Consider the following 14,176-nt stretch of genomic DNA (forward strand, 5'->3'; position numbering starts at 1 on the left):
TTCAAACGCAAAACCGAAGGCTTTTTATATTTTTCTTTCAGAGTAAGAATTAAGACTCTTACCGTTGTTTTCATCTGCTTGTTGACTTATCTCATAGCCTCTGTAAAGCTTATTGTTTATAATTTCCCAAATTGTTGAAAAGTGTGCTAAAACAACTTCATTCTCAGGGTTCTCAATAGTACTTGCAAATAGTGTATGCCTTGTTGTTACTGTTGCATCCACTTCTAATAAATGTGTGAATTCAAAACGAATGCTATTATAGGATTGTCTAGTGCCTTCAAAAAAATGAACAATATCATTATAGTTTAATATGGAGAATCCTTGACTACTACTCCAATGTAATTCGCAATCTTTGTGAAAATATTTAGCTACTACACTAGAATCATTTGCTAAATCTGACCCGTAAAATTCTTTAACTAATTCTTTTGCTGACATCTATAAATCTTTTAGTTTTTTTAATATTTCAGGGATTTTTTTAATGTAAGCACGTTCTTTAAAAAAAGCTCTTGCTTCTACAGCAGGAGAACCAAAATAAGTTTTGCCTTCTTCAGTCGTTTGGCCTAATCCTGATTGTGCAAACAATACTGTTCCTTTTGTAATTGTAATACCACTTTTAACACCAACTTGTCCCCAAATGGTTACATTATCTTCTACTACAACACAACCTGCAATTCCGGTTTGTGATGCTATTAAACACTTTTTACCAATTACAGTATCGTGACCTATTTGTATCTGATTATCTAATTTAGAGCCTTCACCAATTGTTGTATCACCAGTAACACCTCTGTCTATTGTGCAAAGTGCACCAATATCAACATTATTTTTTATAACCACTCGTCCACCAGATTTTAACTGATCATAACCTTCTGGTCTATTCTTATAATAAAAGGCACTTGCTCCTAGTATAGTGCCAGCATGAATCGTTACGTTATCACCTATTATGGTATTATCATAAATACTGACGTTAGAGTGAATTATACAATCCTTACCAATGGTCACATTATTGCCAATAAAACAGTTTGGTTGTATAACTGTACCTCTGCCAATAAACGCATCATCTGCGATTGAAGCGTTGGAAGACTTAAATGGTTTGAAATGCTGTGTGAGTTTATTAAAATCTCGAAACGGATCTTCCGAAATTAAAAGCGCTTTTCCTTTCGGACATTCTACTTCCTTATTTATTAAAACAATAGTAGCCGCAGATTCTAATGCCTTGTCATAATATTTAGGGTGATCAACAAAAACAATATCACCAGTTTCTACAACATGGATTTCATTCATGCCTAAAACCTTAAAGTCTTCAGGGCCAATAAAACTACAATCTATGAGTTTGGCTATTTCTTTTAAAGTATGTGGTTTTGGAAACTTCATAATTTAGATTTCAGTCACAGTTTTTAGTGATAAAGTAGCATTTAATAGCATACCGAATACTGTGACTGCTAACTTAATAATTACTCCTTTACACGTTCTTTATAAGTTCCTTTCTCTGTTTCAACCTTGATTTTATCGCCTTCGTTTATGAATAAAGGCACATTAATCTCTGCTCCTGACTCAACAGTTGCTGGCTTAGTAGCATTAGTTGCTGTATTACCTTTAATTCCAGGCTCTGTAGATGTAACTTCAAGAATAACAGATGCTGGCAAATCAACCGAAAGTGGCATATCATCTTCAGTATTGATAAGAATGGTAACTACCTGACCCTCTTTCATTAAACCAGGATTGTCAAGAGCAGCTTCTAATAATCTTATTTGTGTGTAATCAGCCTCATTCATAAAGTGAAAGAACTCACCATCATTATACAAATACTGAAATTTATGAGTTTCGACACGAACATCTTCAATTTTATGACCTGCAGAAAATGTATTGTCTAAGACTTTTCCACTAGTAACACTTTTCATTTTAGTTCTAACAAAAGCAGGGCCTTTACCAGGTTTTACATGAAGAAACTCAATAATTTTATATATATCGTTATTATATTTTATACATAATCCGTTTCTAATATCTGAAGTACTTGCCATAAATTTGTTTATTTGTTGAACCGTTTAGTTTTATATTTTATTCTGAACGATTAAATTTCTTGTATTTTCTACGCTCGCTTTTTGAAATTAATTGGATTTGAAATAGCCTTTCATAATTCCTCGATGCGAATTCTTAATAAATTGAAGAATTTCGTCTCGCTCTGGAGTCGCTTCCAACTCTGCTTCAATAAAATCTGACGCTTGTGTATTATTATAATTTTTTTGATATAATATTCTATATATTCCTTGAATTTCTCTAATTTTTTCTGATGTGTATCCTCTTCGTCTTAAGCCTACGGAATTAATTCCGACATAAGATAATGGCTCTCTACCAGCTTTTACAAAAGGCGGTACATCTTTACGAACTAAAGATCCACCAGTGACAAAGGCATGATTTCCTACAGAGACAAATTGATGAACAGCTGTCATACCTGCTAATACAACATAGTCACCAATAGTAATGTGCCCAGCTAAAGTACTATTATTAGAAAAAATACAATTATTACCCACAATACAATCATGTGCAATATGGCAATACGCCATAATTAAACAATTGTCACCTATTACGGTTTTCATTTTGTCAGTTGTACCTCGATTTATGGTCACACATTCTCTTATAGTTACGTTATTTCCTATCTCTACAGTCGTATCCTCATCATTGTATTTCAAATCTTGTGGTACAGCAGAAATCACAGCACCAGGGAAAATATTACAATTCTTTCCAATTCGAGCACCCTCCATAATGGTAACGTTACTTCCTATCCAAGTGCCTTCACCAATTTTCACATTATTATGAATGGTTGTAAAAGGCTCTATAACTACATTCTTAGCGATTTTTGCCCCAGGATGTACGTAAGCTAAAGGTTGGTTCATTTTTCAAGTTTTAGTTTTGATAAAGCTGTAAAAATATGTTCGCCTCGGAACTTACAGTTATCTTTTAATATATTGGATTCCACTCGGTTCATTTTATTTTACTTTTGAAATTTGGGCCATTAATTCAGCTTCTGCGCATAATTTACCATTTGCATAAGCATAACCTTGCATGTGGCAAATACCTCTTCGTATTGGTGTAATTAACGAACATTTAAAAATCAGAGTATCGCCAGGAACAACTTTTTGTTTAAATTTTACCTTATCCATTTTCATGAAAAATGTGAGGTAGTTTTCAGGATCTGGAACTGTACTTAAAACCAAGATACCACCAGTCTGTGCCATAGCTTCAACTATTAAAACACCTGGCATTACCGGTGCACCTGGAAAATGTCCTCTGAAGAATTCTTCATTCATGGTGACATTTTTCATTCCAATGACATGATTTTTTGTTAACTCAAAAACCTTATCTATCAATAGAAATGGTTGTCTGTGCGGTAGCATATCCATAATTTGATTAACATCCATCAATGGAGTAGAATTCAAATCTACCTGTGGCATATTGTTACGCCTTTCATTCTTAATAAGTTTAGACATTTTTTTAGCAAACTGGGTATTCACAAAATGACCTGGTTTATTCGCTATAACTTTTCCACGAATACGAGTACCTATTAAAGCTAAATCCCCAACGACATCTAATAATTTATGTCGTGCAGCTTCATTAGGATAATGTAACGTTAAGTTATCTAAAATGCCATTAGGTTTTATGGTTATTTTATCTTTATTAAAAGCTATCCTTAACTTCTCCATAGTCTCTGGTGACAACTCCTTATCAACATAAACTATAGCATTATTTAGGTCACCACCTTTTATTAAACCATGCTCTAAAAGCATTTCAATTTCATGTAAAAAGCTAAAAGTTCTAGCATCTGCAATCTCAGTCTTAAAATCTGCGACAGAAGTCATCGTAGCATTTTGAGTTCCTAAGACTTTAGTACCAAAATCTACCATTGTAGTTACTTGGTAAGAATTTGATGGCATAAGGATTATTTCACTTCCTGTTTCTTCATCTGCGTATGAAACTACCTGAGTTACTTCGTATTCTTCCCTGAAAGCCTCTTGTTCTATAATACCAGCTTTTTCTATAGCTTCGACAAAGAATTTTGAAGAGCCATCCATTATTGGTGGTTCTGAAGCATTTAATTCTATAACAGCATTATCTATATCTAACCCTACCAAAGCCGCAAGTACATGTTCGCATGTTTGGATAGTGACACCATTTCTCTCTAAACATGTTCCACGTTGGGTATTTGTGACATAGCTAGCGTCTGCTTCTATCTTTGGGCTTCCTTCTAAATCTACACGTTCAAATAAAAAGCCTGAATTTTCTACACCTGGCTTAAAAACCAATGTTACGTCAGCACCTGTATGAAGGCCAACACCTCTGAGTGCGACTTCTTTTTCGATAGTTTTTTGTTTGATTTCCGTTTTAATTATGGCCATCTACTTTCTTTTCTAATTCGTTTATAGTTTTAACTAGTTTAGGTAAATTCTTAAAATACACATACGATTTATTAAAGTCACCGTAAGTAAAGGCTGGAGAACCTTGTAAGATCTCATTATCTTTTACATTTCTACCAATACCAGATTGTGCCTGTATTCTTACATTGTTACCGATAACTAAATGACCAGCAATACCAACTTGTCCACCAATAAGGCAACTTTTGCCTATTTTAGTAGAACCAGCTACGCCAGTTTGTGCTGCAATTACAGTATTTTTACCTATTTCTACATTGTGCGCAATCTGTATTTGATTATCTAGCTTTACACCAGATCTTATAATTGTAGATCCCATTGTAGCTCGGTCTACAGTTGTACCTGCGCCAATATCTACAAAATCCTCTATAATCACATTACCAATCTGTGGAATTTTAGAATATTCACCATTTTTACCTGGAGCAAACCCAAAACCATCAGCTCCAATTATTGAACCCGAATTTATGACACAATTATCACCTATAATACAATCTGCATAGACTTTACCACCTGCAAAAATAACGGTGTTGTTCCCTAATGTTACATTATCACCAACATAAGCATTAGGAAAAATCTTTACATTTTTACCAATTTCAACATTATCTCCTATATAAGCAAATGCACCAACGTAAACGTCATCGGGTACTTTAGTCGTTTCTGCTATAAAACTGGGCTGCTCAATGCCAGACTTGTTTAACTTAATCTGATTGTAATATTCTAGTAATTTTGAAAATCCTTCATAGGCATCTTCTACCTTAACTAAGGTAGTTAGGATTGGATTTTCTGCCTCAAAGTCCGCATTTACAATAGTAATAGAGGCATCTGTTGTATATATATAAGGAGTGTATTTTGGATTAGATAAAAATGTTAATGATCCTTTAACACCTTCTTCTATCTTAGATAATTTGTAAACTTCAATATTAGGGTCGCCAACGACTGTTCCTTCTAAAATACCTGCGATTTGTTCTGCTGTAAATTTCAATTAATTGATTTTAATTAGTCTGTTGGTTTCCGCAAAAATAGAAAAAATGTATCACATTTTCTTTTTAGGATAACATATATAGTATTTCGTCACGGGTTTACTTAATGCTTTCAGGTTTAATTGATCTGATACCTTCACAATATCCTTTATTTTACCGGACTTTAAAAGGATATTAATATTTTGTTTTTTAATTTGATAAGCCTGATTTGTTATCTCGCCTGTAAATACAAAATAGTCAGCTTCTTGCTTCGTAATATTATATTTTTCAATAAGCGCTTTACAATGCTCATTTAATGCTATTGCATCTATTGGTTTATTTTTCAGCTTTATTTTTAATAAATCTCTATTTATTATCATTTCACAAAGATTACTCAAAACAAAATCGTTGTGATGTTGCCAATCTTTCATCGCTGATATAATATCATAATCATCGAGTTTTGCAAAAACACTTAACGTCTCCTTTGTAAAACTCATTGTATTAATTTCGGAATTAAGAAAATAATTTAGTGCTATGCTGCATTGTAATTTGGATCCTTTGTCTACTAATTCTTTAGCACGTTTTAGTACTCTAATTACTAGTTGCTCTGCAACCAAGCCTGTTTTGTGCAAATAGACTTGCCAATACATAAAACGTCTAGCTACTAAAAATTTCTCTATACTGTAGATGCCTTTTTCCTCAACAACTAACTCATCTCTCACCACATTTAGCATTGTAATTAAACGTTCGCTGTTTATATTACCTTCAGCAACACCTGTATAGAAACTATCGCGCTTTAAATAGTCTGCTCTATCCATATCTAGCTGGCTCGATATGAGCTGACACATAAACTTTCGAGGATATTCGCCTTTAAAGATTGAAATAGCTAACGTTAAACTTCCGTTAAATTCTTCATTGAGTTCTTCCATAAAACGGAGTGAAATTTCTTCGTGAGAAATATCATTAACAATACTATGTTCCATAGCATGTGAAAAAGGGCCATGCCCAATATCGTGTAATAAAATAGCAACTAAAAGTCCGTTTTCTTCATCTTCAGATACTTCAACACCCTTAAAACGAAGAACATTCAACGCTTTTTGCATTAAGTGCATACTTCCTAATGCATGATGAAAACGTGTGTGGTGCGCACCAGGATAAACCAAATAAGATAATCCCATTTGACTGATACGACGTAACCTCTGAAAGTACTTATGCTGAATGAGATCAAAAATTAACGAATTGGGGATAGTAATAAATCCGTAGATTGGATCGTTAAATATTTTTAGTTTGTTTTTTGTAGACAAAACTTTAAAATTCAATAATTAAGAAACAAATATACACCAACATGATAAATATTCTTTGGGTTGACGATGAAATAGACTTGTTAAAACCACATATCATTTTTTTAGAGCAAAAACACTATATAGTTACCACTTGCCAAAGTGGTACTGAAGCCTTAGAAATTATTAACGATACAAATTTTGATATTGTTTTCTTAGATGAAAATATGCCGGGTTTAACTGGTCTTGAAACTTTGAATGAAATTAAAGAACGTCGTGCCAATCTTCCTGTTGTAATGATTACAAAAAGTGAAGAGGAATATATTATGGAAGAAGCCATTGGTAATAAAATTGCTGATTATTTAATTAAACCTGTAAATCCACATCAGATATTATTGAGTTTAAAGAAAAATTTAGATCATTCACGATTAGTTTCAGAAAAAACCACTTCTAATTATCAGCAAGAATTCAGAAAAATTGCTATGGATTTATCTATGGTTAATTCTTATGAAGAATGGGTAGTCCTTTACCAAAAGTTAGTTTATTGGGAATTACAACTTGAAGGCATTGAAGATGTAGGAATGACAGATATTCTTGAGTCACAAAAAACGGAAGCCAACGCACAGTTTGGTAAATTTATTGAGAAAAATTATGAAGATTGGTTTCAGCCCAACACGGATTCACCTATAATGTCTCATACACTTTTTAAAGACAAAGTAGTACCAGAGTTAAGTGATAAGCAACCTACCTTATTAATAGTTATAGATAATTTACGTTACGATCAGTGGAAAGCTTTTGAACCTATAGTAAATAACTATTATAAGAAAGCATCAGAATTATCTTTTTACAGCATCTTACCAACTGCTACGCAATATGCACGTAATGCTATCTTCTCAGGGTTAATGCCTGCAGATATGGAAAAGCTATTTCCTCAGTATTGGAAAAATGACACCGATGAAGGTGGGAAAAATATGCATGAAGCTGATTTCTTGAGAGAACAATTAAAACGCTTAGGGCTTTCTAATATAAAATACGACTATCACAAAATCACAAATTTGAAAGCTGGTAAAAAATTAGTTGAAAATTTTCGTTCTTTAAAAAATAACGACTTAAACGTTATTGTTTATAATTTTGTAGATATGCTTTCGCACTCCAAAACAGAGATGGACGTTGTTAAAGAGCTGGCCTCAGATGATAAAGCCTACCGTTCTTTAACGGTTAGTTGGTTTAAAAATTCACCGTTATTAGAAATGATTCAGCTTTCTCAGCAACTCGGTTTTAAATTAATTTTAACCACAGATCACGGCACTATAAATGTAAAAGCACCATCTAAAGTTATTGGAGATAGAGATACGAGTTCAAATTTACGTTACAAAACAGGTAGAAGCCTTACCTACCAAGAAAAAGATGTGTTGGCCATAAAAGACCCAAAATCAGTTCACTTACCATCACTAACTATGAGCAGTTCATTTATTTTTGCTAAAGGTGATTTATTTTTGGCTTACCCAAATAACTTTAATCATTATGTAAGTTATTACAGAAACACCTATCAACATGGTGGTGTGTCTTTAGAAGAAATGATTATTCCTTTTGTAGTTATGGATCCTAAATAGTTATTGTTCTGAAAATGGTATTAGATATAAAAGATAACTAATTTCTAAAATGAATAAAGGAAAACAAGCAAGTGAGTTGTCACTAAATTACTTCTAAACACAGAAAACCAATACATATATCATATTGAGACATTGTGGAAATATTAATAAAGTACAACACTCATATTCTTATATAAAATCTATTAAAAGCAAAAAAACCCGATGAAACACGCTTTTTTCTAGGAATTCACAATATTTATGCTTAATATTGTCGCAACAAATAATTAAAATTTTATTGGAAACGTTAGTTTTTACATATCATTTAGAAGACATTGATACTATTGCAAAAGAAGTTTTAAAACATTTAAAAGTTAAAACACTTCTTTTTAATGGTGAAATGGGAACTGGTAAAACCACATTTATTAAAGCATTGATTAAAGCAATGGGAAGTAATGATATGGCTACGAGTCCTACGTTTTCGATAGTAAATGAATACGATATCCCTAGTGATAAAATTTTCCATTTCGATTTTTACAGAATAGAATCTTTAGACGAAGCCTATAATTTTGGTATTGAAGATTACTTAGATAGTGAGCATTGGTTGTTTATGGAATGGTCTGAGCGCATTGAAAATTTAATACCTAAAAACGCCCAAACCATTACTATAACTAACATAGATACTAATACAAGATCCCTCAGATTAACTATAGAAACAAATAAATTAACCCAAAATAGTGCTATGACAGAACCGAAATTTTAAATAAATTTCAACAAATATTCCTAAAGATAGTTTGTGAGTTACGGAAAAACCGTAATTGAAAACACATAATTTCTTGGACTTTAACATAATTTGATTTTTACAAGCGACCAATACGCTATAAATTTGTACTAATTAATTAATTAAATCCCTTGAATTATGAATACAAAAAAACTAGTACTAGCAATTGCTATCTTCGGAGGAATGTTATTTACTGTACAAGCAACTAACATTATTGACTTAGATGGAGAAGTTACAACACAAGTTGACAAAAGAAAACTTAAAGTCCCAACACACGGATAAAAAGTTTTATAATCGAAAGATTTTAACTGGGAGTATTATTGCATCTTTTATTGCAAGTACTCCCTTTTTGTTTTATTTATATGAGTATGTTCCAACTACTGAAAGTTGGGAAACTATTTTTGGCACATACAAAAGCATACAATATGGCGATGCAAATGTTGCTATGTGGGTACTTTCAATGAAAGTTATCCCCTTAATTTTATCTCTTATTTGGTTTTTCACTTGTAGGCATTGGTGGTATCATGTTTTAATTATACCAATAACTATGTTTTCTTTTCAATGCATTGGTGCTTTAAATGATGATATTATTTTTATGGATGAATTTCATATTATATATCTATTACCAATAATGGCCTTTATTTTCCCTTCAATTTATTTGATTCGAGCAAAGATGTTCAGTAAGATAAACGATGCAGATAAAACAATGGAAGAGCTCGAAGAAGAGTTTATGATAAAGCCTAAAACACTTTGGGGAAAGATTAGTCAGTATTTTTAAATATCTAATTTATATTTGATTTAAAAATTATTCGTAATTTGAGTTAGATTAATTCTAAGTATATAGCCTTTTGTTATCTTGCAAGTACTATATGCTAATAACTAACTTAAATGAGTAAGCCTTTATCACCTTTTACTAAAGCCCAATTATTACCACAAGAGGAAACCTTAGAGGTTTACAAGAAAAAAGGAAACCTTTTTATAGGTATTCCTAAAGAAACTCACTTTCAAGAAAAACGTGTATGTCTAACTCCAGACGCCGTTTCTGCATTAACTGCAAATGGCCATCGTGTTTTATTTGAATCTGGTGCAGGTAAAGGTGCAAACTTCAAAGACAAAGATTACAGCGAAGCTGGTGCAGAAGTCACTAAAGATACTACTAAGGTGTTCTCCTGCCCTATTATTCTTAAAGTAGAACCGCCATCAATAGAGGAGATTTCTTTAATAAACCCACAAACTATTCTAATTTCTGCATTGCAGATAAAAACACAAAGCAAAGGGTATTTTGAAGCCTTAGCAAAAAAACGTATTACTGCTTTAGCTTTTGAATATATAAAAGATGAAGATGGTGCATATCCAGTTGTTCGCTCATTAAGCGAAATTGCCGGTACAGCTTCCATATTAATTGCTTCTGAGCTATTATCTAATGTTAATGGAGGTAATGGATTAATGCTAGGTAATATAAATGGTGTGCCACCAACTGAAGTTGTTATTTTAGGTGCTGGTACTGTTGGAGAATTTGCTGCACGCTCTGCAATAGGCTTAGGTGCAAATGTAAAAGTATTTGACAGCTCTATAACCAAACTACGTTGTCTTCAAAATAATCTTGGTCGTACGATATACACATCAACCATGCAACCTAAAAACCTTCTAAAAGCTTTAAAGCGTTGTGATGTTGCTATTGGAGCCGTAAGAGGTGTAAATCGATCACCTATTATAGTTACTGAAACTATGGTAGATCATATGAAACGTGGCTCTGTTATTATAGATGTTAGTATAGATATGGGTGGTTGCTTTGAAACTAGTGAAGTTACTACACACTATCATCCAACTTTTGATCATAACGGTGTTATACATTATTGTGTACCAAATATTCCTGCAAGATATTCTAGAACAGCTTCAGTATCAATTAGTAATATCTTTACCCCTTACCTATTAGAAATAGGAGACTATGGTGGTATAGAAAATGCACTTCGTTTTGATCGCGGATTAAAAAATGGGTTGTATTTTTACCATGGCATTTTAACTAACAAATCTGTAGCCGAATGGTATGGCTTAGATTATAGTGATGCCAACCTATTAATTTTTTAATTTTAGAACTAACAGCATTTCTTTTATATTATGAAGTTTATACATCGATTAGGCTATTACCTTGGTGGTTTTTCTTTAGGCCTTATACTTTTAATGTTTTTTTTAAATGGTAAAGACGCATCTTGTGACTATGGTCCAAACGCTAGAACCGTAAAGAATATAAGCTCTAAACCTATGGTTTATTCTAGTACCGCTTCTGATTTTGTAAAAGAAAATTCACTAGATTCTATAACCATGTTAAATTTAGTAAAATATGGTAGTGTTGACTTTTCAAAAAGTAAAGAAGAACTAGATTCATGTAAAGTTTATCACATAGAGAATAGCTACAAAGATCTTGATATGGTGCTTAAAGTTCAAAATTGTGATTCTATAGCTACGCTTTTAGATGTGAAATATTTGTAATACTAATTTATCTAAAATATTTATACAAAATTTTAGAATTTTTCAATCTAAATTCACATCTTTGAAATCATTATAAAAAACAGTAAGCATAAGATTATGAAAGTATTAGTAACTGGAGCAGCAGGTTTTATAGGGTTTTATGTCTCAAAAGTATTATTAGAAAAAGGACATAAGGTTGTAGGACTTGATAACATCAATGATTATTACGATGTAAACTTAAAGTTTTCTCGACTAAAAGAACTTGGAATAAATCAAAATGAAGCTGAAGAATTTAATTCACTTTGCAAAAGCAAAAATGAAAGCTTCACATTTATAAGAATGAATCTTGAAAACAGAGAAGAATTACCTCATTTATTTAGAAAAGAAAAATTTGATATTGTTTGTAATTTAGCTGCTCAGGCAGGTGTAAGATACAGTTTAGAAAATCCTGAAACTTATATAGATTCAAATTTAGTAGGATTTCTTAATATTCTTGAATGCTGTAGACATAATGATATAAAACATCTTGTTTATGCAAGTAGCTCTAGTGTTTATGGTCTTAATGAAAAAATACCATTTTCTACTGATGACAATGTTGACTACCCAATCAGTTTGTATGCAGCTACGAAAAAGAGTAATGAATTAATGGCTCATACATACAGTCATTTATTTAAGATTCCGACAACGGGATTAAGATTCTTTACCGTTTATGGACCTTGGGGACGACCAGATATGGCAATGTTTTTATTTACAGACGCTATTGTAAAAGACAGACCTATTAAAGTGTTTAATCATGGCAAAATGGAGCGTGATTTCACATATATCGATGATATTGTTGAAGGAGTCGTTAGAATTATTGAAAAATCATCTGAAAAGAGAATAGATCATAATGAATTTTACAAAATATATAATATTGGTAATAATAACTCTGTTAAGTTATTAGACTTTATAAAAGAGATAGAATATAATTTAGACAAAGTCGCAACCAAAGAAATGTTACCTATGCAACCTGGTGATGTAGAACGAACTTGGGCAGATGTTAATCAATTGATCAAAGATTATGATTATAGCCCTAATACTTCGATTAAAGAAGGTGTTAAATATTTTATCGATTGGTTTAAAGGATATTACAATTAATTGTACTGTATTTTAACGATAGTTTATAGCACTTTTACTAATCTTATGAAGTTTATCGTAAAAACGCGTCGTTGATATAAAATTTTAGACTAATCAAATTATTTCTTACAAATTTGTTGTCATTAAAAATAAACCCAAATCAAATAAACTTAAAGCTATGAAAATTACAAATATTTGTTGTATTGGTGCTGGATATGTTGGTGGACCAACTATGGCAGTAATCGCAAAAATGAATCCGAAAATTAAAGTTACTATTGTGGATATTAATGCCGAGCGTATTGCTGCTTGGAATGACGAAGATGTTTCAAATTTGCCTATATATGAGCCAGGTTTAGCTAAAATTGTTAAAGAAACTCGTGGTAAGAATTTATTTTTCTCAACTGAAATAGATCAAGCCATTAGTGAATCTGAGATGATTTTTATTTCAGTAAACACACCTACAAAGACTTATGGTAAGGGTAAAGGAATGGCTGCAGATTTAAAATATGTTGAGTTATGCGCTAGGAATATTGCTGAAGTTGCCACAACGGATAAAATTGTAGTTGAAAAATCTACTTTACCTGTTAGAACAGCACAAGCCATAAAGAGTATTCTACATAATACCGGTAGTGAAGTTAAATTTGAAATTTTATCAAATCCAGAATTTTTAGCAGAAGGAACAGCAATCGAGGATTTATTAAATCCAGATCGCGTTTTAATAGGTGGTGAATCTGAGGCTGCTATTGAAAGTTTAGCTAAGGTTTATGGTAGCTGGGTTTCTCAAGATAGAATACTAAGAACTAACATTTGGTCTTCAGAATTATCAAAGTTAACCGCTAATGCGTTTTTAGCACAGCGAATTTCTTCTATAAATGCAATTTCAGAATTATGCGAGCATACAGAGGCTAATGTTAGTGAAGTAGCAAAGGCTATTGGTATGGACTCTAGAATTGGCTCAAAGTTTTTAAATGCCTCTATTGGATTTGGTGGTTCATGTTTTCAAAAAGATATTTTAAACTTAGTCTATATTGCTAGAAGTTATGGCTTAAATGCTGTTGCAGATTATTGGGAACAAGTAATTATTCTTAACGACCATCAAAAAAGACGATTTTCAGATAATTTAATAAGTACATTATATAACACCGTATCTGGAAAGAAAATAGCGATGCTAGGTTGGGCGTTTAAAAAAGACACCAACGATACAAGAGAGTCAGCAGCAATATACGTTGCCGATCATTTATTAAGTGAGCAAGCCCATATTGCCGTTTATGACCCAAAGGTTTCTGGTATAAAAATTCAATCAGATTTAAATTATCTAAATACAAGAACCGAAGAAGAAAATAATGATTTAGTTAAAGCTTTTGAAGACCCTTACAAAGCTACCGAAAATTCACATGCCATAGCTATTATGACAGAATGGGATGAATTTAAGACTTATAATTGGGGAAAAATATACGATGGCATGAAAAAGCCAGCATTTATATTTGATGGTAGAAATATATTAGACAAAACTGAAATGGAAACTATTGGTTTTGAATATTCGTCAATAGGAAAGTAA

At 32.1% G+C, this 14,176-nt stretch carries 15 protein-coding genes; 8 read left to right on the forward strand and 7 right to left on the reverse strand.

Annotated elements, in window-relative coordinates; all coding sequences use genetic code 11:
* Positions 1–24: 24 nt before the first annotated feature.
* The 7 genes from B2U95_RS14720 to B2U95_RS14750 all read right to left on the reverse strand — a co-directional run bounded on the left by B2U95_RS14720 (position 25) and on the right by B2U95_RS14750 (position 6,687).
* Positions 25–435: a nuclear transport factor 2 family protein gene (locus B2U95_RS14720; RefSeq protein WP_296317465.1), complete on the reverse strand. Its 411-nt coding sequence runs from the start codon at positions 433–435 to the stop codon at positions 25–27.
* A complete protein-coding gene (locus B2U95_RS14725) occupies positions 436–1,371 on the reverse strand; it encodes a UDP-3-O-(3-hydroxymyristoyl)glucosamine N-acyltransferase (RefSeq protein ID WP_296317466.1) in 936 nt (311 codons plus the stop codon). It lies immediately after the preceding gene.
* An 80-nt stretch (positions 1,372–1,451) separates the two neighbouring features.
* Positions 1,452–2,018: an elongation factor P gene (gene efp, locus B2U95_RS14730; protein ID WP_296317468.1), complete on the reverse strand. Its 567-nt coding sequence runs from the start codon at positions 2,016–2,018 to the stop codon at positions 1,452–1,454.
* An 87-nt stretch (positions 2,019–2,105) separates the two neighbouring features.
* Complete coding sequence (lpxA, locus tag B2U95_RS14735; RefSeq protein ID WP_296317470.1) at positions 2,106–2,891, reverse strand: acyl-ACP--UDP-N-acetylglucosamine O-acyltransferase; 786 nt, start codon at positions 2,889–2,891, stop codon at positions 2,106–2,108.
* A gap of 93 nt (positions 2,892–2,984) precedes the next feature.
* Positions 2,985–4,391, reverse strand: coding sequence for a bifunctional UDP-3-O-[3-hydroxymyristoyl] N-acetylglucosamine deacetylase/3-hydroxyacyl-ACP dehydratase (locus tag B2U95_RS14740; RefSeq protein ID WP_296317472.1), 1,407 nt, complete (start codon positions 4,389–4,391; stop codon positions 2,985–2,987).
* Entirely contained in the window at positions 4,378–5,406 is a 1,029-nt protein-coding gene (lpxD, locus tag B2U95_RS14745) for a UDP-3-O-(3-hydroxymyristoyl)glucosamine N-acyltransferase (protein WP_296317474.1), read from the reverse strand. The genes B2U95_RS14740 and lpxD overlap by 14 nt, the downstream gene beginning before the upstream one ends.
* A 51-nt stretch (positions 5,407–5,457) precedes the next feature.
* Positions 5,458–6,687 carry an HD domain-containing protein gene (locus B2U95_RS14750; RefSeq protein WP_296317476.1) on the reverse strand — a complete coding sequence of 410 codons (1,230 nt, stop codon included), beginning with the start codon at positions 6,685–6,687 and terminating at the stop codon, positions 5,458–5,460.
* Positions 6,688–6,728: 41 nt separating this feature from the next.
* On the opposite strand from B2U95_RS14750, the gene B2U95_RS14755 reads away from it, so the two are divergent.
* The 8 genes from B2U95_RS14755 (at position 6,729) to B2U95_RS14790 (ending at position 14,176) form a co-directional block, all read left to right on the forward strand.
* Positions 6,729–8,276, forward strand: coding sequence for a bifunctional response regulator/alkaline phosphatase family protein (locus B2U95_RS14755; protein WP_296317478.1), 1,548 nt, complete (start codon positions 6,729–6,731; stop codon positions 8,274–8,276).
* Between the two features lie 274 nt (positions 8,277–8,550).
* Positions 8,551–9,015, forward strand: coding sequence for a tRNA (adenosine(37)-N6)-threonylcarbamoyltransferase complex ATPase subunit type 1 TsaE (gene tsaE / locus B2U95_RS14760; protein ID WP_296317479.1), 465 nt, complete (start codon positions 8,551–8,553; stop codon positions 9,013–9,015).
* A gap of 156 nt (positions 9,016–9,171) precedes the next feature.
* Positions 9,172–9,315, forward strand: a complete 144-nt coding sequence (locus B2U95_RS14765; RefSeq protein WP_296317480.1) for a hypothetical protein — start codon at positions 9,172–9,174, stop codon at positions 9,313–9,315.
* Positions 9,257–9,811 carry a hypothetical protein gene (locus B2U95_RS14770; protein WP_296317481.1) on the forward strand — a complete coding sequence of 185 codons (555 nt, stop codon included), beginning with the start codon at positions 9,257–9,259 and terminating at the stop codon, positions 9,809–9,811. The genes B2U95_RS14765 and B2U95_RS14770 overlap by 59 nt, the downstream gene beginning before the upstream one ends.
* A 110-nt stretch (positions 9,812–9,921) precedes the next feature.
* A complete protein-coding gene (locus B2U95_RS14775) occupies positions 9,922–11,121 on the forward strand; it encodes an alanine dehydrogenase (RefSeq protein ID WP_296317483.1) in 1,200 nt (399 codons plus the stop codon).
* 30 nt (positions 11,122–11,151) lie between these two features.
* Positions 11,152–11,523 (forward strand): hypothetical protein, encoded by a 372-nt coding sequence (locus tag B2U95_RS14780; RefSeq protein ID WP_296317485.1) that lies wholly within the window; start codon positions 11,152–11,154, stop codon positions 11,521–11,523.
* A 96-nt stretch (positions 11,524–11,619) separates the two neighbouring features.
* A complete protein-coding gene (locus B2U95_RS14785; protein ID WP_296317487.1) occupies positions 11,620–12,639 on the forward strand; it encodes an NAD-dependent epimerase in 1,020 nt (339 codons plus the stop codon).
* 157 nt (positions 12,640–12,796) lie between these two features.
* Positions 12,797–14,176 carry a nucleotide sugar dehydrogenase gene (locus B2U95_RS14790; protein WP_296317488.1) on the forward strand — a complete coding sequence of 460 codons (1,380 nt, stop codon included), beginning with the start codon at positions 12,797–12,799 and terminating at the stop codon, positions 14,174–14,176.

The sequence above is a fragment of the Winogradskyella sp. UBA3174 genome, assembly GCF_002364335.1.
Lineage (GTDB): Bacteria > Bacteroidota > Bacteroidia > Flavobacteriales > Flavobacteriaceae > Winogradskyella.